A 23,044-nucleotide genomic window follows, 5' to 3' on the forward strand; every position below is an offset into this window, starting at 1 on the left:
CCCTCGTGCTCATCGAGTAATCCTCGTGCTCGCCGCACGCCCCGCCGGCCACCGCGAGGTGTGGGGGTGTGCGGCGAGCACACCCGCGTCACCCCTGGCCGGCTCGGTACCCTCACCGAGCCGGCCCGCGCTGTCCCCGGCACGCCCGGGGTCTTCGTCGAGCGGCGCCGCGTCGTGCCGAGCGCCTTCAGGGCCGTCATCAGGCACGGCGGTGGCAGGCTGAGCGCCTTCGGGGCCGTCGCCGGGCAGGGTGGTGGCAGGCTGAGCGCCCAGGGGGCCGTTATCAGGCACGGCGGTGGCAGGTTGAGCGCGCTCGGGGGCGTCGGTGAGGAGTGGTGTGATGGCGGCCTGGCATCGGGTGCGCAGCCCGGCCGCCCGGCGGCGCGCCGCCTCCGACTGCTCCGTCAGGCCGGCGGCTTCGTAGGCGCGGGCCGCGCAGGTGGCGGTCTCGGTGGCGAGCAGGTGATGGCCGGTGCGGGCCAGGGCGTCGGTGGCTTCCGAGAGCGCGTCTCCGTCGGCGTTCGCCAGCCCACGTGCGGCGGTCGCCAGCGCCCGGGCCAGCGGAGTGTCCAGCCGGACGTCCAGTGGGGCGTCCAGCGGGCCGCTATGCCGGTCCGCGCCGCCCGGCTCGCCGGTCTCCCCCAGCCCGCCCGGCCGGTTCTGCCGGCCCGGCTCACTCTGCCCACCGCGCCCGTCGGCAACGCCGTACCCCTCCAGGGCGGCCGGGCCGGTGAGGCGTAGGACGTCGTGGCGGGCCGTTGCCTCGACGCTGCGGAGGCCGAGGGCGTGGGCCAGGTCGGCGGCGTAGCGGGCGGTGCTGACGGCCTCCGCGTGGTGGCCCTCGGCGGACGAGGTCCAGGCGTCGGCGAGGGCGGCCCACGGTGCGAAGAGCCGATTGGAGCCGTTGCCGCTCCGGTCGGCGCGCTCCAGCCAGGCGCGCGCCTCGCCCGCCGCCCCTTCCAGCGCGCAGGCCGTGGCCAGCCCGGCCGTGAACAGGTGGGTGAGCCGGAGGGTGTCGCGGCCGTCGAGCGCGGTCATCGCCTCCCGCAGTGAGCGGCCGGCCTCGGCCGTGCGGCCCTGCGCGCACTCCACCAGGCCGCGGAAGCCGACGTGGCCGGCCGACATCGTGGGGCTCTGCCCCTCCAGCACCTGCTGGTATCCCTCGTCGGCGACCCGCCAGGCCGCGTCCAGCTCGCCCGGGGCCAGGTACGCCAGCGACCGCGCGATCCCGAGCTGCACCAGCCCCCAGGGCAGCTCGGCCTGGTTCGCCTCGGCCAGGGCCAGTCCGTGCCGGTGGAAGCGGTCGGCGTCGGCGGCACGCCCGAGGAACCCGGCCGCCGCGGTCGCCGCCGCGCAGGCCCAGATGGCGGGCTGGTCACCGGCGGCGGAGCCCGGGGCGGTCAGCCGTTCTGCGAGCTCCACCGTGGCCGCGCAGCGCCCGTCGAACAGCAGGATCCACGAGCGGATCCCCTCGGCCAGTCCCTCCCCTGGCCGGCCGCGCAACAGGTCGAGCGTGCGCTCGGCGGCCACCGCGTCGCCTTCGCCCCAGTATCGGGTCTCCGCCCGGACCAGGGCCCAGGCCAGCAGCTCGTCGTCGTCCCGCGGGGGCCGCTCGGGCAGTACGGCCACCGCCTCGGCGCTGCGTCCCCGGTATTCGAGCACCTCGGCCAGCAGCGCGTCCGCCTCCACCGACGGGGCCGCCTGCCTGGCGGCGCGGGCGAGCCGTTCGGCGAGGGCCAGGTCGGCCCGGTTGACGGCCTGGCGGGCGCCGATCCGCACCACCTCGGGACGTACGACGGCCCCGCCCTCGACCTGCCAGAGCGCGGCCCGCAGCAGGTCGTCGCGGCGGCGCAGCGGCGTGTCGAGCAGCGCGCCGGCCAGGCGCCACCACAGCCGCCTGGCGTGGGCGGGAGACATCCGGGCGCGCAGCACCTCGGCGTAGAGGGGGTGTGCGAGACGTACGTGAACGCGGTCGCCGGCGCGCTCGGACACGGCCAGCCCGTGTGCCTCGGCCTCGTCCACCGACGCCTGGTCCACGAGCCGCGCCAGCAGCGCGTAGGGCAGCGGCTCGCCGCAGGCCAGCAGCTCCAGCAGCTCGGGGGTGCGCGGGCCGAGCGGGCGCAGGCGGTCGGCGAGCATCTGCTGGATCGCGCCTTGAGGACGGTAGTCGCCCGCCAGGTGCCACACGCCGTGCCTGCGGCGCAGGGTGCGGCCGGTGATCGCCGTCGTCAGCAGCTCACGCAGCGCGAGCGGGTTGCCCAGGGCCAGCTCGCGCAGGCGGCGCCGGGTGACGCCGTCGACGGCGCCGTCGAGTACGTGGTCGAGCAGCCGGTCCACGGCCGGTTGCGGCAGGCTCGCGAGGTCGAGCCAGGGCACCTGGCCGTCCTTCCACAACCTCATGATCGTCTCCGGTACGGGTTCGCCGGCGCGCAGGGTCGCCACCACGAACGCCAGCCGCTGGGCCACGAGGTGATCGAGCACGGCGGCCGAGCCGGTGTCGAGCAGGTGCGCGTCGTCCACGCCGATGACCACCCGGCGCGCCCCACCGCGCTCGCGGAGCCGCGCGGCGGCGGCCTCCAGCATCGGCAGTCCGTGGCCGGACTCCCGCCCGTTCGTCCCGCCGCTCGGGGACAGCAGGCCGGCCACCGCTCCGAAGGGGATCGACGCGAGCGCTCCGGTGGCCGCCACCCACTCGGTACGGTGCCCGCGCGAACGCGCGAGCGCCAGGATCTCCTGGGCCAGCCGGGTCTTGCCGATGCCCGCCTCCCCCGCGATCACCACGCCCCTGGCCTCGTCCCGTCCCAGACACAACCCGATCGTTTCGAGTTCGCCCTCTCTGCCCAGGAACGGCCAGCTCCGCACGACGACCGCGACCGCCGCCGCAGCAGCCGCAGTCGTCTCTTGACCCACCGTCTCCTCGCGCGCCTCGCCGTCCCGACCGTCGTCCGCGACAGCTCCGAACGTTGCCCGCGTCCACGCTCCAGCCCCGGCCGCCCCGGCGGTCTCCCGTGCTTCCTCTCCGACCCCGACCGCCTCGGCCGCGACTGCCCCGGCCCGGCCATCGCCCGCGATCGGCGCGGGCGTGTCATTCACCAAGATCGCCTGCTGCAGTTCCCGCAGTCGCGGCCCGGGCTCCAGCCCCAGCTCGGCGCCCAGCAGCCGGCGCGCCCGCTGGTAGGCGTCCAGCGCCTCGGCCCGCCGCCCGCTCCGGGCCAGCGCCGTCATGAGCAGGGCCCATCGCCGTTCGCGCAGCGGCTGCTCGCGTACCTGCCGGTCCAGCTCTTCGACGAGGTCGGCGTGCAGTCCCAGCCGCAGCCGTGCGTCCGCGTGGTCCTCGACGGCCCCGAGCCGCAGTTGCTCCAGCTCGGCGGTCCGCGTCTCCACCCATCGGGTGGACGGAACGTCGGCGAGCACGGGTTCGGGGGTGTGCCACAGCGCCAGCGCCCGCCCGAGCGCCGCCGCGGCGGTCTCCAGGCGGCCCGCCTTCAGCTCCCGGCGGCCGGCCGCCACTCCGCCCTCGAACAGCACCGCGTCGATGTCACCGTCGGCGAGCAGCTCGTACCCGCGCCGCCGCCCGGCCAGCACGTCACGGCCCACGAGCCGGCGCAGGCGGCTGACGTACGCGGCGATCGTGTTGGCGGCGGTCCGGGGCGGCCGTTCGCCCCAGACCGCGTCCGCCAGTTGGTCGGTACTGACCACCCGCCCGGCCTCGACCAGCAGCACGGCCAGCACCACCCGCTGCTGCTCGGCGGCCACGCCGACCCAGCCGCCACCGGTGTGAACGCGTAACGGCCCCAGCATCCGAAACCGCATCCCATGCCTCCCCCTGCACCAAAGCGCCGCGAAACTCTTCGTCACGCACCGCCGCCCGGATCACCGGCATGCGGAAGCTCCCGCTCCGGGCAGGGGCCGGAACGGGAGCTTCCTGAGTCTGGCCCCCGCCGGATCACCCGGCGGGGGCGGCGGTCACGGGGTCGCCGGCGGGCGGAAGATCTGCCAGAGGCGCCAGATGATCGTCGGTGCCTTCGAGCGCGGCGTGTCCGACGAGTACGGCTTCGACGCCGGGCCCCATCCGGTGCCCTGGTCGGCCATCTCGTCGGCCATGCTCCTGGCCGTCCCCTGGTGGGATCCCGTGGGACGTACCCTGCCCAACTGCTCGTCGATCGAGCGTTTCTGCGCCTCGGACAGCCCGCGCGACTGGCCGGTGCTCTGCTGGGCCGGCGGGTTGCGCCGGGCCTTGGCCGGGGTGTTGCGCTGGACCGCCCTGCGGCTGCTCGGGCGGACGGCGGGCCGCTGCCGGATCCTGACCTTGGGCCTGCTCGCCCGTCTGGTCACGGCCCGGCGTGCGGCGGCCGCTCGCCGCTTGGCCGCTGCGGCTCTGCGTGCCGCCGCTGCCGCCCTGCGCTTGGCCGCGGCGGCACGTGCCCGCTGCCTGGCCAGTGCGGCCTTCTTTCTGGCCTGCGCGGCGGCCCGCTTCTTGGCGGCTTCGGCGGCTCGCTTCCTGGCCGCGGCGGCGGCCTTCTTCTTGGCCTCCGCGGCGGCCCTGCGCCTGGCCGCTTCCAGGGCGCGCTTCCTGGCCAGCGCGGCGGCCCTGCGCCTGGCCGCGGCCAGCGCCGCCCGCCGGGCCGCCGCGGCGGCGGCCCTCCTGGCGGCGGCCTGAGCCAGCTTCCTGGCGATGGCCCTGGCCGCGATCCGCGCCGCGATGCCGACCACGAACCAGACGATCTGACCGTCGGGGTCGGTCATGGTGACGGGGCTGTTGTTGGCGTAGGCGTAGCCGTTGAGCTGCTGCGGATCGTTCTCGTCGATGATCGGGTCCACCGACACGAAGCGGCCGTTCTTGGGGTCGTACTCGCGGGCGCCCAGGTGGACGAGGCCGGTGGTCGCGTCCTTGGTGCCGCCGACGAACCCGCGTTGCCCCGGCCACCAGGGTGGCGCGGTGCCGCGATCTTCGCCGAACGGGGTCTGCCTGCGGATGGCGATGTCTCCCGTGCCGGCGTTCACCATGGCCTGCGCGGTGCCCTGGTGGTCGTTGGCCATGAAGTAGACCTGGTCGTCCGGCGTGCGGACCGCGATGGCCTCGCCGCCGATGGTGTAGTAGCGGGTCTGCTCGACGGCGTCCTTGGCGTAGTCGAGGCGCAGTTCCATGTCGTCGATGTAGAGGGTGGCGTCGGCCGGCGTCTTGCGGAGCAGGCGGTCGCCGTCGGCGTCGTAGACGAACGAGGTCGTCTTGCCGGCCTCGGTCACCGACTCCAGGTTGCCCTCGGCGTCCCACACGAGGCTCTGGTCGGAGGTGCCGACCTTGCGCCTGGTGGTGTTGCCGGCCGCGTCGTAGGCGAACACGTCCGCCCCGACGGCCTGCAGCGCGTGCGGCTGCTTGCCGCCCGCCGCGGGATAGGTGTAGTTACGCACCTGCTCGGCCGTGCCGCCCCAGGCGTGCCTGGTCTCCTTGGTGCGGTTGCCGGTGGCGTCGTAGGCGTAGCTGACCGCGTACGGGGCCACGCCGCCGATCGTGCCGGACTGGGGCGATCCACTGGCGCAGTCGTCGGTGGCCGTCCACGCCGAGGTCAGGCGGCGCAGGTGGTCGTACTTCAAGCACTGCGTGTCCTGGGCGGCCCTGTCGGCGATCTTGGTGATGTTGCCGGCCGCGTCGTAGCCGTAGCTGAGGTCCAGGTCGCTGGCGGACGCGCCGGCCCGGTCCAGCCGCATGCCGGTCAGGTAGCGGGTGCTCTCGTCGTGGGTGTAGGTCATCCAGGTCTTCTTGGCGCCCTCACCCAGCTCGTACTGGAGGATCTCTCCCATCTTGGAGTAGCGGGTCGCGCTCACGTACGCCGACAGGCCGGTGACCTTGACCGGCTGGCTGAGCCCGTCGTAGCTGTAGACGACCTGCTCCTCGGCCAGGCCGCCGCCCGCCGGGAAGCTGACCGACTGCACCTGGTCGTCGAGCGTGTAGCGGGTGTTGAGCTGGTAGGTACCGGCCAGCTTGCCCTCGCGCGCCGGGATGGTGACGGTCTGGCGCAGGGCGCGGTAGTCGGCGTCGATGGTGTTGATCTCCGCCGTGTACGCCTGCCCGCCGACATAGCGGATGCTGGCGTGCAGTTCACCCTTGGCCAGCGCGTCGTACTTCCACTCGGCCAGCAGGGTGCCGCTCGCCGAGCCCTCCCGCAGCTGGGTCTTGCGGCCCAGGGCGTCGTAGCCGTACCAGAGCGTCTTGCCGCGCGAGTCGGTGGTGGAGACGATCTCGTCGGCGTCGTTGTACGTCGTGGTGGTGACGCCCTTGTCCGGGTCCTCGGTCCTGATCTCCCTGCCGCGCAGGTCGTAGTGGTGCTTCCAGACGTTGCCCGCCGGGTCGGTCACCGTGGCCAGGCGGCCGGCCTGGTCGTAGGTGTACTTGGTGGCCTCGTACTCGCCGGTCGGGGTGGCGCCCTTGTACTGGCGCAGCTCGATCAGCCGGTCCTCGGCGTCACCGATCCGGGTGGTCGCGGTGCCTCCAGGGGGCGGGGTGACGTGCAGCCGGTCGCCCTCCTCCTTGGCCGAGACCCGGTACTTCTCCGCGCCCTTGGCCTTGAAGACCTCGGCGTTGACCTCGCCGGTGCCGTCGAACAGCGACACGATCTGGTTGGGGACGGCCGAGTCGGCCACCGCCAGCAGTTCGGTGGCGGGCGCGCCGGTGGCGAAGTAGCCGGTGTTGGACTTGTACTCCTCTCCCTGGGAGTTGTGGAAGGTGTCGGTGATCGTGCGGCCGTCACGCAGGGCGGGGTCCTGCGTCTGGTCGTCCGTGGGCGCCGGCTCCTGGGTCTGGCGCTCGCGCATCAGGCCGTCGTAGAGCTCGTAGCTGGTGGTGTAGCCGCCGTCGGCGCGCAGCGTCTTGGTGGTGACGTAGCTGGGGCCGTCGGTCCGCGTCGTGTAGGAGTACTCGGTGCTGGGCGACTGGCCCGCCGCCTTGTTCCGGTCCGGCTGCCAGACCTTGATCAGGCGGCCGAGCGCGTCGTACTCCATGTCGACCCGGCGGTTGTTCTCGTCGATCTCGGCGACGGGCTCGCCCCAGGCCGGTTCGAGCAGGGTGCGCTCGGTGTGGCCGAGGTCGTTCGTCTCCGTGGTCTCCGTCGGCGGGGCGCCGGTGGCCGGGCTGTAGCTGGTCACGGACTTGGTGCCCACGGGATCGGTCTCGCTGATCTCGCGGCCGTAGGCGTCGAAGGTGCGGACGGTGCCGTTGATCGTCTGCCCGTCGGCCGAGACGAGCTCCTGGACGGAGGTGACGTCGCCCTTGGTCGGCGGCTGGCCGTTCGCCTGGCCGTCGTACTGGACCTTCTCGTCCGAGAGCACCTCGCCCGCGGCCAGGGTGGACATCGGGGTGCCGCAGCTCGCGGCGACCTTCTGCACCCGGCTGGGGTAGTCGATCATCCAGCTCGTGTCGTTGCGGGCGTAGGTGTAGCGGACGCACTGGTCGTCGGCGGTGGTGGCCAGGTCGCCCTTCTCCTCGACGGTGGCGAGCAGGCCCTTGGCGTCGTACGAGCGCTCCTCGCCGGTACGCCGCCATGTGCCGCCCGTCATCGCGGTGCGGGTGACCATGGACTTCGGCTGGACCACGTGCGCGGCCTTGGTGATGCCGCCCTGCGTGGACTCGGCCGTCTTGACCGACCACGGCTCCTCGGCGGTCGCGGTCACGATGGCGCCGCCGTCGCCGTCGTACATGATCTCCTCGCGCTCGAAGCCGGCGAGCTGGTCGAGGTCGTCGAGCTTGCCGCCCTCGGAGTCGACCACCTGCACGTTGCGCTTGGAGCCGTCGGCCTGCTTGTCGCCGTGCATGCCGCGGAAGTAGCGGTACTCCGTCAGCGTGCGCTTGGTGTCCTGGCCGTCGCCCTCGCGGATGCGAACCCGGCCGAAGCCGCGGTAGTCGGCCCACGTGCGGTGCTCGGGCTTGACCAGGTTGGTGTCGGCGTAGTGCCAGCCGGCGCCGTCCAGGTACTCGTAGTCGGTGACCACGCTCGGCGAGCCGGCCACGCGGTCCACCTCGACGGTCTGGGTGACCAGGTACTTGTGGAACCAGTCGGTGACCTCGGCCTCGTTCGGCGGGGCCCAGCGCTGCGGGAAGCAGCGCCTGGTGTTCTTGTCCGCCGCGGGCACGTCGCCCGGCTTGCAGTCGGCGGCCGAGTAGTTGATCCGCAGCTCACCGCCGGACTCGTTGTCGATCGCCTGGACCCGCCACTTGACCAGCGGGGCGCGGCCCTCGTCGGAGTCCACCCGGTTGGGCAGCTGCACGCCGATGAACTTCACCGGGGGCAGCGAGAGCGTGCCGCCCACGTGACCCGTCTGCTGCACCGAGGCCAGCCACAGCGCCGGGCTCATGCCGTCGCCGGAGGCGGGGAACTGGTGCGCCAGTGCCCAGGAGTCCACCGGGTAGTACTGGCCGGCCGCGTTGCGGACCTGGGTGGTGACCTTGGTCAGGCGCTTGCGGGTGAAGAACGTCGGCGCCAGCCGGTCGGTGCACTTCACGCCCGAGTCGCAGATCTGGTCGAAGGGCACGTCCGGCCAGTGGCCGGCGGTGTCCTTCTTGAGCTGCTCGGGAGCACACGTGATCGTGCCGCTGGGCAGGCAGCGCTCGGCGACGTCGAACACCACGCGGGCGGCCGGCGCCTTGGTGAACAGCTCACCCTTCAGGTAGCCGTAGTCGATGCGGGTCAGGTAGGCGGCGCGGTCGTACACGGTGCCCTGTTCGGGCTTCATGTGCCGGCCGTAGTAGTTCTTCTCCTGGGCGTACCAGTACGTGGTGGCGTTGCCGTGCGTGTCCACCTCGTGGTCGAGGTTCCACCGGTAACCCTGCTGGCACCAGGCGTTGGCCGGGGTGCTGCTGTAGCACGGCTCACCGCTGTTGTTGCCGAACACCGGCACCGTCTGCACCGACTTCGTCTCGGCCTTGCCGCTGGCCCAGCCGGGCAGGCGGTTCTGGCCGAAGGTGTACTGGGTGCCGTCGTCGGTGGTGACGCGCCAGTACTCGCCGTTGTTGTCGCCGTTCGTGGCGCCGGTCAGCAGCTCGATCCTGGTGCCGTCGTCGCGCTTGGGCCGCCACTGCTTGGTGGTGGCGTCCTTGACCAGCTCGACCGAGGAGTCGCCCAGTGACATGGTGGCGTTGTCCTGGTCCCAGCACAGGTCGCCGGTCTTCTTGCCGTCGATCATGCAGGACTTGTAGCGGCGTTCGATGTAGCCGCTGGGGTTGAGCTCGAAGCCCTCGCCCGCCCAGGACGCCTGGTTGTTGGTGGAGGCGGTACGGCCGTCCACGCTCTGCGAGGAGTAACCGAGCGACAGGCTCGGCTCCTCGCCGCCCAGGGACGGGGGCATGCGCATCTCGTAGCCCCAGGTGAAGTCACCCGACTGGGTGCCGACGCTCCAGTCGGACGAGGCCGACAGGGAGGTGGCGGCGTGGTCGCCGGACGGTCCCGAGGCCGCCGCGGTCAGCGCGTACAGGCCGCCGGTCTCGACCTCGGCGCTCACCGTGCCGGTCTTGGCGTTGTTCTCGCTCTTCACCGGCTCCGGTGCGGCGCAGCCGGCCGCGCCGGTGAGTGCGCACTCCTCCAGCTTGACCAGCCGGAGCCGGGAGCCGTAGTCACCGCCGTAAGCGTGGCGGAAGCCGGAGTAGTCCACCTCCACCTGCGTCTTGACGGGCGCCTTGACGGGTTCGGCCGCTGCCGTGGCCGCCACGCCCTGTCCCGGGGTGATCCGCATGGCCAGGCCGAGCAGGTCGGTGTCGAGCAGTTCGACGCCGATGGGGGTCGCGGCCTGGGCGGTCTTGGCGTTGCTTTGCGCCAGCTTGACCGGGAAGCCGGCCGCCAGGGTGGAGGCGGAGCCGCCGCCCAGCTCCGCCTTCTGCGGTCGCGGCCAGCGGACTTCCGGTGGCGCCTTCCATGCCTGCTGGGCGGCGGGATCGGCCATCGGCGGCTGGACGGGGACCTTTCCGCCGGTCACCGGGGCCTCTTTCTGCGTGGCCGGGGCCGAGCGCGGCGCCGCGTAGGCGGGCATGGCGTAGGCCATCTCCACCATCAGGACGACCGCGAGGACGGGAGCGAGTCTGCGGGGCCAGCGCGATTCCGGCTTGGCCTCGTCCGTCGCGAAACGATTCCACGACGCGTCCGGATGGTCTGGCTCTCGGGGGGATTGGCGGAGGCCGTTCCATCGGGAGTCCGGCAGCTCTAATTCACTCGGCTGATCCATCAAGCTCCTCCAGGGGGTGTGCGAGGCGGCCGGCCGAGCGGGCTGTGCGGTGCTCAGCCGGTCATCGAAGGCGCGCGAACCCGGTGGGTCACGCTGGATGAGGAGACGATCTCAACGGTGCGGCCGGCCCTTTCCGCCGGCGTGACGGACTCGACGGCCGGCGGACGAGCCGCCGGACGGGCGTCCTGAACTGGGGATATGCCCGGGAAACGGACACCCGGGCATGATCAGCGATGTTCGCTCGGTGATCGCATCATCGCCGCGGGCACCCGCCGGTCCTGACTTTTGCTCTTTCTGCTCAAAAAATTTTCAGTGGAAGGACATCTCTGTAAATTTTCGCCTTACCGGGCGGTCAGCCCGTCGTCGACTGGCGTTCGATCAGCTCGGCGGGCAGGCGGGTGCTGGTGCGAGGGCGGTCCGGCTCGGCGATCCGGCGCAGCAGCAGATCGACCGCGGCCGTGCCCGCCTCGTCGGCCGGTAGCCTGATCGTGGTAAGGGACGGCTGGAGGTAGGCCGCGAACGGGTGGTCGCCATAGCCGAGCACGCGTACGTCGCCGGGGACGGTCAGGCCGCGCTCCCTGATGGCCCGGTAGGCGCCGAGCGCGAAGTAGTCGTTCGCGGTGATCAGCAGGTCGGGATGGTTGCCCCTGGTGATCAGGTTCGACGCCAGCGCGTACGCGTCGTCGGACCGCCACGGCTGGGTGGCGCCGCTCGTGCGGTGGGTGGGCACCTTGAGCACGAGCGCCTGCTCACTGGCGACGCCCAGCCGGTCGAGGGCGCGACGGAAGCCCGCGATCCTGGCGGCGACCGTACTGATGCGCAGGTCCTCCTCCAGCAGCCAGATCCGCCGGACGCCGGGACCGGCCGACCGGACCACCGCGTCGGCGATGGCCGACTCCGCGTCGATGCCGACGAAGTCCAGGCCGCGGCCGGGGATGTCGCGGCTGAGCTGCACGACCGGGATGTTCGCCTCGCTCAGCCCGTCCCACACGTCGCTCCTGAGCTCGGTGGCGACGCCCAGCACGCCGTCCACGCCGAAGCGCAGGAGCTGCTGGACCGCGCGTTCCTCGTTCTCGGCCGAGTCCTCGGTCACGAGGAGCAGCACGGAGTAGCCGGCCGCGCGGCACTCCCGTTCGACGGCCGAGATCAGCGCGGCGTAGAAGGGGTTGGACGGGTTGGTGATGACCAGGCCGACGACCATGGTCCTGCCGGACACCAGCGAGCGGGCGTGGCTGTTGGGGACGTAGCCGAGCCGCTTGGCCTCGGCGCTCACCAGAGCTCTGGTAGCCTCGCTGACCTGGTCTTTCCCGGCCAGCGCGCGCGACACGGTGTTCGCCGACAGGCCCAGCCGGTCGGCCACATCGCGTAGCGTCACCCGTTGCGAACGTGCCATCCCCGTCATCCTCCGGCTCAGCTCTTGCCCCACCACGTAGATCCGCAGTCTGGCAGCAGGAGCGCCGGCACCGGAAACCCTGCGTGGACTGCTCTCATTAACGTTCATGCTAGCGGCGGGATCGGCGAACCCCTTGACCTCTTGAACTGGACACTCGTAGTGTAACGCCCACATTAACGTTAATGGTCCGATGGGTAAGGACACCATCAGCAGGGAGCAACCGATGAAGCTGCGGCTCAGCCGGGCCACGATCGCCTCCACCGTGGGCACCGCGCTCGAGTGGTACGACTTCTCGCTGTACGGCACCGCCGCCGCGCTGGTCCTGCCCCTCGTGTTCTTCCCGTCAGGTGACCCGGTGGCGGCGACCCTGTCCTCGCTCGCCACGTTCGCCGTCGGATTCTTCGCCCGGCCGGTCGGCGGCATCGTCATCGGCGTGCTCGGCGACCGCGTCGGCCGCAGGACGATGTTGTTCGTCACCCTGCTCCTCATGGCGGCGGCGTCCACGCTGATCGGCCTGCTGCCCTCCTACGCCGCCATCGGCCCGGCCGCGCCGATCATGCTCGTGGCGCTGCGCGTGGTGCAGGGGCTCGGCGCGGGCGGCGAGTACGCGGGCGCCATGCTGATGTCGGCCGAGCACGCCGAGACCAGGGCGCGCGGGCTGAACGCCAGCGCGCCGACCCTCGGCAACGCGGTCGGCTCGCTGGTCGCGACGGGCGTCTTCTTCCTCGTCTCCGCGCTCATGTCGCACGAGTCCTTCATCGCGTACGGCTGGCGCATCCCGTTCCTGCTCAGCGTCCTGGTCGGCGTGGGCGGCGTGATCGTGCGGCTGAAGGTCTCCGACACCCCCGAGTTCCGCGAGGCGAAGGAGAGCGGCGGGCACGCGCAGGCTCCGCTGCGGGCGCTGTTCGCCACCTCAGGCCGCAAGATCGTGCCGGGCATGCTCATCAGCGTCGCGCCGAACGTGATCAGCTACCTGCCGTCCGTCTACGCCCTGACGTACTTGACCACGCACGTGCACGCCCCGTCGTGGGTCGGCCTGACCGCCGTGGTGATCGCCAACCTGGTCAAGCTGGTCACCGTGCCGATCGCGGGCCTGCTGTGCGACCGGTACGGGCGCCGCCCGGTGATGGTGGCCGGCTCGGTCGCGGCGGCGGTGCTGTTCTACCCCTTCTTCTTCATGCTCGACACCGGCACGCCCGTAGTGATCTGGGCCGCCTTCGTGATGATCTTCACGCTCTGCAACGACCTGACGCTCGCCTCGCAGGCCACGATGATGTCGGAGCTGTTCGACGTACGGCACCGCTACACCGGCGTCACCTTCACCCGGGAGATCACCGGCGCCGTCGTCGGCGGCTGCATCCCCTTCGTGGCGGCCTGGCTGGACGACTGGTCGGGCGGGCGGCTCTGGCCGATCGTGGTGGTGTCGGGGCTGCTGTGCCTGCTGTCGGCGTTCGGCACGCGCTTCATCGCCGAGCCCGCCCACCTGCGCCGCTCGGCGTCGGCGTCGACGTCGGGGCCGGCGCCGAGCGGGAGCCCGGCCGCCTAACGCTCCGCCGCCGTCCCGTCGCCATCTTGTGCAGGGCGGGGGCTGATCCCCTGGACGGCCAGGGCGAGCAGCCGGTGCGCCTCGGCGACCGGGTCGGGGTGGCGTTCGGTGGCCAGCGTGATGCCCGTGACCAGGGCGACGAGGTCGGCGACCGTCACGTCCTGCCCCACCGCGCCGGCCTTCGCGGCGTTGCGCACCAGCGGCTCGACCGCCCCGCCGATCTGGACCGCGCAGGCGTTCGCGTGATCGGCCTCGGCCTGGCCGTCCGGGACCAGCACGTCGGCCATTCCCCGCGCGGAGGCGGCGTACGTGGTGAGCGCGCCCAGCCACTCCAGCAGCGCGGCCCGCGCGTCGGCCGCCTCCGCCAGTTCCTCGGCGCGGGCGCACAGCGCCTCGACCCGCTCGTGGAACACCGCCTGCAACATCGCCCGCCGGCCGGGGAAGTGCCGCCGCACGGTGGCCGAGCCGACTCCCGCGACGCGGGCGATCTGCTCCAGGGAGGCTTCCGCACCGTGCGCGGCCACCTCGGCCTCGGCCACGGCGAGGATGCGCGCGTAGTTGCGCTGGGCGTCCGCACGCCTGACGGTCATGGCGTCATCTCCGAACTTGCTAAGTGGCGGGGTCCTCCGTATCGTACCAATACGTAAGCGGCGGGCCCCGCCGTTTCGTATCGACTGAGGAGAATCATGTCCGCACACTCCGCACCCGTCCTGGTCGTCGGCGCCACCGGCCTGCAAGGCGGCGCCACCGCCCGGGCCCTTCTCGCGGCCGGCGTCCCCGTACGGGCGCTGGTTCGCGACCCGGCCGCCGACCGGGCGAAGGCCGTCGAGGCGCTCGGCGCCGAGCTGGTGACCGGCGACCTCGACGACCGCGACTCGCTCAAGACGGCGGCGGACGGGGCCCGCGCCGTCTTCTCCGTCCAGATGCCCGACATGAACGGACGCGCCTTCGAGGGCGAGGTGGAGCAGGCCGCCAACCTGATCGAGGCGGCGCGGGCGGCCGGCGTGCCGCACTTCGTGCACACCTCCGTCTCCGGAGCCGGGTCGCACACCAAGTGGGTCAAGGACGAGTGGGCCTTCATGGAGCCCTACTACACCGCGAAGACCGGCATCCAGGACCGAGTGCGCGAGGCGGGCTTCGAGCGCTGGACCATCCTCAAGCCGAGTTTCTTCATGGAGAACATCCGTCCCTCCGTGCGGATCCTGTTCCCCCGAGGGGTCGAGAACGGGCTGGTGACCCTGCTGAAGCCCACCACCGAGCTGCGGCTCGTCGCCGTGCACGACATCGGCGTGGCGGCGGCCACGGCCATCACCTCACCCGAGCGGTTCGACCGGGTCGAGCTGGAGCTGGCCGGCGACATCCAGTCGATGACGGCCATCGCCGAGATCCTCTCCCGCCATCTGGGCGTCGAGCTGACCGCGCCCGACATGACCCCGGCGGAGGCGGTCGCGGCAGGGATGCCCGACATGGGCTTCGGGCAGTCGCGCGTCAACGAGCACCCTCAGCCCGCCCGCCCGGAGTTCGCACGGGCCCTCGGCCTGCCTCTCACGACGTTCGAGGAGTGGGCCCGGCAGAATCTGCGGCCCGGCTCCTGACCGGCTCCGGCCGCTTCCGAACGTCCGCGAAGAACTCGGCGACCAGATCGGCGGTGCTGACGTCCTGGTTGGTCCTGCCGATCACAGCGGGCGCCTTGGCGGGGCCGGGGATGGTGTGGCCGCCCCCGTGCACCGTGTAGAGCACCACCGGCGGCCGGCCCTCCTGCCGGTAGTCGGTGCGCTCGACCGTCGTCCGGCCAGGCGATCCGGGCCGGTGCGGCAGCGTCGTGCTGACGGGCTCGGCGGTGATGCCGTTGCGGGTGGCGAAGTAGGCCGCGGTCCGCGGCATCGACAGGCTCTGCCCGCCGACCTTGAACGCCGTCCGCACCCACCAGCTCGGCTCGCCGCCCTCGTACCGGATGATCGGGTCCTTCGTGCCGTGGACCAGCAGCACCGGCATCGGCGCGGGTGGCGCCGAGGCGAACAGGAAGTTCTCCGGCGCGGGCATGGTCGCGGCGATCACCGCTGCCCCCGCAATCAGCTCCGGCGCCTCGTGGGCCAGGCGCATCACCATCTGCCCGCCGTTGGAGTAGCCCACCGCGAAGATCCGGCCCGGGTCGATCCGGTGGCTGACGGTCAGTTTCTCGATCAGCGCCCGGGTGAACGCGACGTCGTCGATGTTCTCCAGCCTGGCCGGGAACGAGCTGTCGCGGCGAGCGTCGTTCCAGTTGCCCCGGTGGCCGTCGGGGTAGACCACCACCGCCGTGCCGCGCTCCGCCGGCGCGTCGAAGGCGCCGCCGGTGAACATCCTGTGCTTCGCCCCTGTCTGCCGGGATCCGTGGAAGATCAGGAAGAGGGCGCGATCGTCCGCGCCATCCTCCGGGCCGACCACGATGTACGTGCGCGTTCTGCCGCCCGCCTCGATGCTGTGCTGGGTCATGTGATCCTGCCCTTCGTGTCGTGCGGCCGGTCAGCCGAAGAAGCCGAGCCGGATGATCTAACCGGCCGCCGGCGAGAACCGGATGGCTTATCCGTTTCACCGTAACACAAACGGATGAGCCATCCGGTTATGCTGGTGACCATGACCGCCGCCCCGCTGCGCAAGGACGCCGCCCGCAACTGGCACCGCATCGTCGAGGTGGGCCGCCGACTCGTGGACGAGGGGACGCCGATCCAGCTCAACGACGTCGCGCGGGCCGCCTCGGTCGGGGTGGCCACGGTCTACCGCCACTTCCCCACCCCGGAGGCGCTGGTCGAGACCGTCGCCACCCCCGGGTTCGAGGCGCTGCTCGCGCAGGCCGAGCGGGCGCTGGCCTGCGACGATCCCTACGCGGGGCTGCGCGACTTCCTGTACGCCTCCGTCGACGGGCTGCTCGCCGACGCCTCGCTCTCCCCCGTTTTCGCCGCGCCCGTGAACGTCCTGCCGCACACCGCCGAACTCAAGCAGCGGCTCGCCGATCTGTCCGGGCGGATCCTGGAGCGGGCGCACGCGGCGGGCGCCGTCGATCCCGAGGTGACGCAGGATCACGTGGTGCCGCTGATGTGCGGGGTGGTGTATGCGGCGTCCATGCATCCCGCCACGGGCGCCGACGATCGGGCGGCGGCGGGGCGCCGCTTCCTCACCGTCATGCTGGAAGGGCTCCGCGTCCGCGCGAACTGACCGCCGCCGCCCCCTCTGCTCCGCTTCCGCCGCCCCCTCTGCTCCGCTTCCGCCGCCCCCTCTGCTCGGCTTCCGCCGCCCTCCTGCTCGGCTTCGCCGGACGTCCCGCGACCACCTGCGGCCCGGCTTCCGTCCGAGCCCCGCGACCGCCGCCGGGGCCGGCGATCATTTGGCTCACGACTGTCTTGACGCGTGATCAAGCAGGCTTGCATACTCCCTTCCAGGTTCTTCGAAAAACCTTTTCCTTTCTCTTCCCGCCCGTCGGGCCCTACTTTTTCCCGGGTTTTTCCGGCTCGGTCTCCCGCATTCAGGCGCAGCATTCTCGGACACGCAGGGAGTGACCTTTCGACATGCCTTCGAAAGTGTTGGGACGTACCGCACGACGGGGGCTCGCGATCGCCGCCGTCCTGGGGTTGATACTGACGACGGGCGCCAATCCGGCGTTCGCCCACTGGAACGGCACCGGCCAGGACATCGCCAGCATTCACATGCTCCCGTACAGCTACAACAGCACGTGGCAGACGCCGATGAACAAGGCGCTGGCCAATTGGAACGCCACGTCTAGCCCGGCCAACTTCTACAAGAACTCGAATTCGGGTTCCACCATCACGGTGAAGTCGTACAGCAACACCTGGTACGGGACCTACCAGCGGTGCGGCGGGATGTGCATGTACATCAAGCTGAATTCGCGCACCATCAACCGGGACGCCTCGAACTTCGCCAACTTCGTCACCAGCACGCTCGTCCACGAGTTCGGGCACGCGCTGAACCTCGCGCACAACTCGAGCACGTCGATCATGAACACGAGCCGTAACCGCAACACGATGACGAAACCCCAGGCGCACGATGTCAGCGACGTCAACGCCTACTACTAAAGGAGGCCGCCAAGTGCTACGGCGTCTCGGCGCGCTCGTCCTGACCGCGCTCTTCGTGACCGCGTGCTCGTCCCACGACGAAACCGTTCTCTACCGTGCCGACTATCCCCAGTACGAGAGCGCCGACGCACTCTTCGACCGGGCGAGCCTGGTCGTCGAGGCCCGGATCGTCGGCGAGCCGCGCTACCTGCAGGAAGTGACGGAGCCCGACCCCACGACGACGGATCCGCAGCTCAACCCCGAGGCCGGCGCCCCCGCCGAGGCGGCCGGCGACCAGCCGGAGCCGCCGCCGATGGTCATCACCGTCTCCACCGCGCAGGTGGTGAAGGTCTTCAAGGGCGAGGCCAAGGTGGGGCAGACCATCGAGGTCAAGGAGCTCGGCGGGGTCTTCGACGGCGTGACCTACGAGGAGGAGCACACCAGCGAGCTGAAGCAGGACAGCGGCTACGTCCTGTTCCTGGAGACCTTCCCCGACTCTCCGGCGGCGCTGCTCAATCCCGTCCAGGCCAAATATCCGCTGGACGCCTCGAACAATCCGGCGCCGCTGCCGGAGAACACCATCAAGGTGACGCGGACCGAGCTGGAGACGATGTCCTGACCGGTTTCACCTGTGCCGGGGCCCGTCATTCGTACGGGCCCCGGCATCATTCATGCCGTCGGGAGCCCAACCGCGTTGGGTGCGTCGGCCTCGAAGTATTCCGTCGTGGCGAAAGGGCCGGCATGGTCCTCGAAGAAACTTCGGACGGCGTCGATCGAGTCGTGCACGATGACGTTGACCGCCCTGGTGCCGTCGGTGCTCGCCACGGCCATCGTCCATCGCGCGCCCTGGGGCAGCCGGCCGTACGCCATTTTGATCGATTCCCAGAAACCGTCGCCGTCGGAAATGCTTGAGACGGCCATGATGTGCACGGTGGCGCCTTTCTCGTCGATTCTCGGATGAACGCGGCAGTTGAGGTGGAGGTAACGGGCGGCGCCGTTCTCGACGTCGTAGATGGCGAGCGTCTGCGGGTCTTCGAGAGGGTCGTCGGAGCACATGAGGAAATGGGTGTCGCTGATGGGGTGCAGTTCATGGTCGAGCTGTTCCGGTTTGCCGAGGAGTTGCGCCTCCATGGGGTTCAGAGTGTGTTTCAGATGGAGTTTTCCGGCTTCCGCCGTCACGTCGTAGCGGGTGCCGGGGCGTTCGTAGGAGCCCTCGTACCTGGACAGGTCGAGCACGAGGGCCGGGTCCGGCTCCGGCAGGGCGGGGATGGTGGGCGCGCCGAGGGCGGACAGGATCTCGTTGAAGACCATCCGGTAGAAGCCGTCGTGCGGCCCGGCGTTCGCCAGCATCGAGATGGCGATGCCCGGCTCCGGCAGGATGCGCAGCCGGGCGCTCTGGCTGATCGCACTGCCGTCGTGGGCGTAGACGGTCTGGCCGTGCCAGTCGCACACGATGAGGCCGAGCGCCCATTCCGGCCCGAACGTGTACGGGTCGGGTACGGGAACCCGTGACGTCGTCATCTCGCGGATGGCGTCCGGCGAGACGATGGCGGTCCCGTCCGGCGCCCGGCCCTCGTTGAGGAAGACGTACGCCAGCGTGAGCAGTTCCCCGGCCGTGGTGCTGACGTTGCCGCCGGGGCCGAAGGCGCGCGGCAGGTGCGTCAGCGGTGAGCTCACGGGCCCCTCTTCGAGGGATCTGATCAGGTAGCCGGTCGCGGCACGGTCCGGGTCCACGCGCTCGGGCCGGGTGTTCGTCGAGGTCAGCCCCAGGGGGACGAACAGGCGGTCGCGCATGATGTCGTCCCACCGCTTGCCGTCGCTCACCTCCATGATGCGGGCGAGAATCGCGTAGCCCAGGGCCGGGCTGTAGCCGTGCGTGTGCCCCACGGGGTGGACCTGCCGTGCGTCGGCGATGTTCGCCACCATGCGCTCGTACACGTCGTCGTCCTCGCCCGGATCTGCGTAGCTCTCCTCGATGCCGCTGGTGTGGTTGAGGAGGTGGCGGGGTGTGACCCGGGCCCCGGCCTCGGGGTCGGCGACGCGGAAGCCGGGAAGGTAGGTCCGCACCGGCTCGTCGAGGGCGACCTTTCCCTCGTCGACGAGCTGCATGAAGGCGAGGGCGGTCCAGGTCTTCGACACGGAGCCGCACTGGTAGACGGTGCCGGTCGTCGCGGGCTCCCGCGTGGAGACGTTTTTGACGCCGGCCGCGAACTCGGCGCTCTTACCGCCGGCGAGGACGCCGATCGTGGCGCTCGGGATGCGGTGTTCGGCGAGCAGGTCCGAGAGGCGGGCTCGCATCAGGGGGACGTCCAGCGGTTGGGTCATCGGGGGTTCCTTGTCCTCCACGAATGTTTCCGAGGCAGTAAAGGCTACGTAGCGTTTTATCTCTAGTCAACAAATCAGCATTCATACAATGCTCTTACCTGGCATTTCTCACAGAATCGTTGCAACAACATTGTCGGGAAATGCAATTCACACCGACCGATCGTTGCAATGTACTGTGGGTGAACGCACCCGTGAACCCGAACCGACAGGCGGCGAGTCGATGCCCGGAGGCAGGCTGACCCACGAGGATCGCCGGCAGATCGCGAGCTGGCTGGCCGAAGGGCTCGGCTACGCCGAGATCGCCAGGCGGCTGGGCCGGCCCACGTCCACGATCAGCCGCGAAGTGGCCCGCAACCGCGCCCCCGGCGGCTACCTGGCCGATCGTGCCCAGCAGGTCGCGGGGCAGCGTGCCCGCCGCCGCAGGCCGGCGGCCCAGGAGGGCGAGCCACCGGCCGGGGAGGAGCCGTCCGTGCGCGAGTTCGTGGCGCGGTTCGCCGCGCTGCTGGCGGGGACCGGCCTGCCCAGGATGCCCGCGCGCGTGTTCTCCTGCCTGCTCGTCTCCGAAGCCGGCAGCCTCACCTCCGCCGAGCTCGTCCGCCGGCTGAAGGTCAGCCCCGCGTCTGTGTCGAAGGCGGTCGGCTACCTCGAAGGGATGGGGCTGCTCAGGCGTGCCCGCGACTCCGGCCGCCGCGAGCGGTACGTCATCGACGACGACGTCTGGCTGCGGGCGTTCGAGACCGACACCGGGGCCCACGCCGAGGTCGCGGCGGCCGCGCGGCACGGGATCGAGATCTTCGGCGCCGGCACGCCCGCCGGCGCCCGGCTGGGGCGGATGGCGGGGTTCTTCGCCTGGATCCACGAGCAGATGAACGGCAGCGGCCTCACCGACGCCGTCGTGCACGACGGGCTGACGGTGCTGGCCGCGCTGGTGCACGCCGCCCGGCCCCTCACCGTGACCGGCCTCGCCGCCGCGCTCGGCTGGCCCGCCCGGCGGGCGGGCACCGCACTGGACGCGATCAGCCGCCGTCCGGCCCTCACCGACCCGCTCGTGGTGGTGCGGACCGGGCGCGGCGCGTACGCCGTCACCCCGAGGTCCGACCGGCTGAGCTCCGCCCAGCGTGACGCGCTGAGCGCCGGTGCGCGCTCAGCCCGGGACAAGCCGGACCAACACCCCCAAAGCTAGGCCCTGATCGGCGCGGGACGCCTGAACCAGGCCACAGGTTCACTTGCGCACGACCAAGAAAGCTTGATCATGGGAGTCGGGGTGGCTCGTCACGCAATCGCCTTCGTGAACCTAATTTCGGTGATGACGCATCTCTTCGGAGCCGAGGGAATCCCGTGCTGAATCACATCCTGGAGGACGGTCGCGCGCCGACCGCCACCGGTCTCGTCCCGGCTGTCGGCCTGGCCGCGCACGCCACCGCCAGGTCTCTCGTGCATGGGCACGAACGATGTCTGCCGGCGCCGGGGGGCCGGCCCGCGGTGTAGCCCGGGTTCCACCCCGGCACTCGGCACCGGCTGGGGCGCGACGACCCGTGAAGGACCAGCCGGCGACGCCTCTCGGGCGGTGATGCGGATCCATCCTGCCGCGCGGTCGAGGCGCCGCCGCACGGCGCACCACTGCCGTCCGGTCCCGCCGCCGTCCAGTGCCACCACCATGCGATGCCACCGTGCGGCACCACCGTGCGGCACCGCCATGCATGGCCTCCGCACGGCGGTCCCGGGTGGCAGCGCCGGGTGATGGCGTCGGGTGACGGCGTCGGGTGACGGCGTCGTCCCGCCGCATCAGCGACCGTGCGGACGAAGTGACCGAGTGACCGGCTCCGGCCGGCCGCCCGCCGAGCAGTCGCGAGACGCCGCGGGACGCGCGGGGCGTCGGGCCGGTGATCGCCGGGCCGTCATGGTGGCGCCGCCGTCGATCCGTGCCGGCCTGACCCGGCCGCGCTGCCACCCGAGCGGGTGGGCCCGCTCGGAATGAGCGTCACGTCGAGACGTCCCGCGCACGCCCGAGCGCGGCACGCAGCGAGGGGCGAGGAGCGAGGGGGAGAAACCGCACGCGGGCGAGGCACACGTGAGCACGGGGCGCGTGGGTGGGGCGGGCATCGGCTTTCGGGCGGATCGGGCCGGCCGATCAACCGTTGACCTGGTCGAACTAGCTATTCCGGAGAAGCAGTGGCTGTAAGTATCAGGGCCCGCCGCCAGATCGTCTGGCGGGCCGGAGCCCAGAGCGCGGGGCATCGGCGGGCTGTCCAGCCGCTCGGCCTGGCCGGCGTCGACGTGGTGTGCATGACGGTCGCCGCGGCCGGCGCCGAGCAGGACCTCCGCCGGATCGCCGTCGCGGGGATCGTCGTGCTGGCACTGAACGGCGCCGGCCGGGTCTACGTGCCACGCATCGTGCCCTCCTGCCTCGATCGCGGCCTCTGGCTGGCGGGATCCGGTCTGGTGAGCGTCCTGGTGGCCTGCTGGGGTGCGGCGTCGCTCGTCGAGGTCGTGCTGTTCGCGACGCTGTTCACGTTCCTCGCGGTCTGCGGCAGGAGCGTCCTGTGCCTGGCGGTCCGCAGGGCGCGCGAGCGCGGCAGGTCCGCGCCCACGCTGGTGGTCGGCGCGGGCGCGCACGGTCACCGGCTCGCGGACCTCCTGCTGGCCCATCCGGAGCACGGCCTGCTGCCGGTGGGCTTCCTGGACGAGGGCGCGGGAGAGAGCCGGGGCGTTCCCGTACTCGGCGGGCTGAGCGACGTCACCGACATCGTGCAGGCCCACGGGGTACGCGCGGTGGTCATCGCGGGGGCGGCCCGGCAGTCGTTCGCCAGGACGGCGCGTGCGCTCGGCTGCGAGGTGTATCTCGCGCCCGACCCGGCCGACGTGATCGTCGACTTCGTCACGCTGCACGAGCACGTGCGCAGCTTCCCGCTGCTGCGCATGCGTCCCGAGGCGCAGCGCCGCGCCTCCTGGCCGGTGAAGCGGGTGCTCGACGTCGCGGTCGCGCTGACCGGGCTCGTCCTGACCGCGCCGATCCTGGCGCTCTGCGCCGTGATGGTGCGCTCGGAGGTCGGCCCGAAGCTGCTGTTCAGGCAGCAGCGCGTGGGGCTCGGGGGCGGGCCGATCGAGCTGCTCAAGCTCAGGACGATGCGCTCAGCCGATCCGCACGAGTCGGCGACGCTGTGGAGCATCGCCGACGATCATCGGGTCGGCCCGATCGGCAGGTCGCTGCGCAGGACGTCGGCCGACGAGCTGCCGCAGCTGTGGAACGTGCTCAAGGGCAGCATGAGCATCGTCGGCCCCCGCCCGGAACGCCCGCATTTCGTGGAGCAGTTCTCCCGCACGATCCCCGGCTACGACCTGCGGCACCGGCTGCCGGTCGGGCTCACCGGCTGGGCCCAGATCCACGGGCTGCGGGGTGACACCTCGATCGAGGACCGCGCCCGCTTCGACAACTACTACGTGGACGGCTGGACCCTCCGCTCCGACATCAAGATCATGATGCGGACGTTGTGGTGCCTGCTGCGCCGGAGCGGGAGCTAG

General features: G+C 71.6%; 13 protein-coding genes. 7 read left to right on the plus strand and 6 right to left on the minus strand.

Annotated elements, in window-relative coordinates:
- Nucleotides 1–9: 9 nt before the first annotated feature.
- The 3 genes from AB0C27_RS29010 to AB0C27_RS29020 all read right to left on the minus strand — a co-directional run bounded on the left by AB0C27_RS29010 (nucleotide 10) and on the right by AB0C27_RS29020 (nucleotide 11,602).
- On the minus strand, nucleotides 10–3,813 hold the full coding sequence (locus tag AB0C27_RS29010) for a BTAD domain-containing putative transcriptional regulator (RefSeq protein WP_357849778.1): 3,804 nt from the start codon (nucleotides 3,811–3,813) through the stop codon (nucleotides 10–12).
- A gap of 153 nt (nucleotides 3,814–3,966) precedes the next feature.
- Nucleotides 3,967–10,209, minus strand: a complete 6,243-nt coding sequence (locus AB0C27_RS29015) for an RHS repeat-associated core domain-containing protein (RefSeq protein WP_357849781.1) — start codon at nucleotides 10,207–10,209, stop codon at nucleotides 3,967–3,969.
- 352 nt (nucleotides 10,210–10,561) lie between these two features.
- Nucleotides 10,562–11,602: a LacI family DNA-binding transcriptional regulator gene (locus tag AB0C27_RS29020; protein WP_357849784.1), complete on the minus strand. Its 1,041-nt coding sequence runs from the start codon at nucleotides 11,600–11,602 to the stop codon at nucleotides 10,562–10,564.
- Between the two features lie 223 nt (nucleotides 11,603–11,825).
- Between AB0C27_RS29020 and AB0C27_RS29025 the strand changes: the two genes are divergently transcribed.
- Nucleotides 11,826–13,148, plus strand: a complete 1,323-nt coding sequence (locus AB0C27_RS29025; protein ID WP_357849787.1) for an MFS transporter — start codon at nucleotides 11,826–11,828, stop codon at nucleotides 13,146–13,148.
- Here AB0C27_RS29025 and AB0C27_RS29030 read toward each other — a convergent pair.
- Complete coding sequence (locus AB0C27_RS29030; RefSeq protein ID WP_357849790.1) at nucleotides 13,145–13,738, minus strand: TetR/AcrR family transcriptional regulator; 594 nt, start codon at nucleotides 13,736–13,738, stop codon at nucleotides 13,145–13,147. The genes AB0C27_RS29025 and AB0C27_RS29030 overlap by 4 nt on opposite strands.
- A gap of 96 nt (nucleotides 13,739–13,834) precedes the next feature.
- On the opposite strand from AB0C27_RS29030, the gene AB0C27_RS29035 reads away from it, so the two are divergent.
- Nucleotides 13,835–14,743, plus strand: a complete 909-nt coding sequence (locus tag AB0C27_RS29035) for an NmrA/HSCARG family protein (protein WP_357849793.1) — start codon at nucleotides 13,835–13,837, stop codon at nucleotides 14,741–14,743.
- Here the strand turns inward: AB0C27_RS29035 and AB0C27_RS29040 are convergent.
- Nucleotides 14,694–15,623 carry a PHB depolymerase family esterase gene (locus tag AB0C27_RS29040; RefSeq protein WP_357849796.1) on the minus strand — a complete coding sequence of 310 codons (930 nt, stop codon included), beginning with the start codon at nucleotides 15,621–15,623 and terminating at the stop codon, nucleotides 14,694–14,696. The genes AB0C27_RS29035 and AB0C27_RS29040 overlap by 50 nt on opposite strands.
- Before the next feature lie 114 nt (nucleotides 15,624–15,737).
- Here AB0C27_RS29040 and AB0C27_RS29045 point away from each other — a divergent pair, with 114 nt between their 5' ends.
- The 3 genes from AB0C27_RS29045 (at nucleotide 15,738) to AB0C27_RS29055 (ending at nucleotide 17,816) form a co-directional block, all read left to right on the plus strand.
- Nucleotides 15,738–16,343: a TetR/AcrR family transcriptional regulator gene (locus tag AB0C27_RS29045; RefSeq protein ID WP_357849799.1), complete on the plus strand. Its 606-nt coding sequence runs from the start codon at nucleotides 15,738–15,740 to the stop codon at nucleotides 16,341–16,343.
- 350 nt (nucleotides 16,344–16,693) lie between these two features.
- Complete coding sequence (locus AB0C27_RS29050; protein WP_357849802.1) at nucleotides 16,694–17,218, plus strand: hypothetical protein; 525 nt, start codon at nucleotides 16,694–16,696, stop codon at nucleotides 17,216–17,218.
- A 13-nt stretch (nucleotides 17,219–17,231) separates the two neighbouring features.
- Entirely contained in the window at nucleotides 17,232–17,816 is a 585-nt protein-coding gene (locus tag AB0C27_RS29055; RefSeq protein ID WP_357849805.1) for a hypothetical protein, read from the plus strand.
- Nucleotides 17,817–17,866: 50 nt separating this feature from the next.
- On the opposite strand, the gene AB0C27_RS29060 is transcribed toward AB0C27_RS29055, so the two are convergent.
- On the minus strand, nucleotides 17,867–19,522 hold the full coding sequence (locus tag AB0C27_RS29060; protein WP_357849808.1) for a serine hydrolase: 1,656 nt from the start codon (nucleotides 19,520–19,522) through the stop codon (nucleotides 17,867–17,869).
- Nucleotides 19,523–19,742: 220 nt separating this feature from the next.
- Between AB0C27_RS29060 and AB0C27_RS29065 the strand changes: the two genes are divergently transcribed.
- Together AB0C27_RS29065 and AB0C27_RS29070 are read left to right on the plus strand one after the other, a co-directional pair.
- Nucleotides 19,743–20,705 carry a helix-turn-helix domain-containing protein gene (locus AB0C27_RS29065; RefSeq protein ID WP_357849811.1) on the plus strand — a complete coding sequence of 321 codons (963 nt, stop codon included), beginning with the start codon at nucleotides 19,743–19,745 and terminating at the stop codon, nucleotides 20,703–20,705.
- Between the two features lie 989 nt (nucleotides 20,706–21,694).
- Nucleotides 21,695–23,044: a sugar transferase gene (locus tag AB0C27_RS29070; protein ID WP_357849813.1), complete on the plus strand. Its 1,350-nt coding sequence runs from the start codon at nucleotides 21,695–21,697 to the stop codon at nucleotides 23,042–23,044.

The sequence above is a fragment of the Nonomuraea sp. NPDC048882 genome (genome assembly GCF_040649755.1).
Taxonomy (GTDB): domain Bacteria; phylum Actinomycetota; class Actinomycetes; order Streptosporangiales; family Streptosporangiaceae; genus Nonomuraea; species Nonomuraea maheshkhaliensis.

What these genes read in the sequence shown, in the direction of transcription:
- AB0C27_RS29010 (WP_357849778.1), bottom strand. Translation starts at nt 3,813, where the DNA reads ATGCGGTTTCGGATGCTGGGGCCGTTACGCGTTCACACCGGTGGCGGC.
- AB0C27_RS29015 (WP_357849781.1), bottom strand. Translation starts at nt 10,209, where the DNA reads ATGGATCAGCCGAGTGAATTAGAGCTGCCGGACTCCCGATGGAACGGC.
- AB0C27_RS29020 (WP_357849784.1), bottom strand. Translation starts at nt 11,602, where the DNA reads ATGGCACGTTCGCAACGGGTGACGCTACGCGATGTGGCCGACCGGCTG.
- AB0C27_RS29025 (WP_357849787.1), top strand. Translation starts at nt 11,826, where the DNA reads ATGAAGCTGCGGCTCAGCCGGGCCACGATCGCCTCCACCGTGGGCACC.
- AB0C27_RS29030 (WP_357849790.1), bottom strand. Translation starts at nt 13,738, where the DNA reads ATGACCGTCAGGCGTGCGGACGCCCAGCGCAACTACGCGCGCATCCTC.
- AB0C27_RS29035 (WP_357849793.1), top strand. Translation starts at nt 13,835, where the DNA reads ATGTCCGCACACTCCGCACCCGTCCTGGTCGTCGGCGCCACCGGCCTG.
- AB0C27_RS29040 (WP_357849796.1), bottom strand. Translation starts at nt 15,623, where the DNA reads ATGACCCAGCACAGCATCGAGGCGGGCGGCAGAACGCGCACGTACATC.
- AB0C27_RS29045 (WP_357849799.1), top strand. Translation starts at nt 15,738, where the DNA reads ATGAGCCATCCGGTTATGCTGGTGACCATGACCGCCGCCCCGCTGCGC.
- AB0C27_RS29050 (WP_357849802.1), top strand. Translation starts at nt 16,694, where the DNA reads ATGCCTTCGAAAGTGTTGGGACGTACCGCACGACGGGGGCTCGCGATC.
- AB0C27_RS29060 (WP_357849808.1), bottom strand. Translation starts at nt 19,522, where the DNA reads ATGACCCAACCGCTGGACGTCCCCCTGATGCGAGCCCGCCTCTCGGAC.
- AB0C27_RS29065 (WP_357849811.1), top strand. Translation starts at nt 19,743, where the DNA reads ATGCCCGGAGGCAGGCTGACCCACGAGGATCGCCGGCAGATCGCGAGC.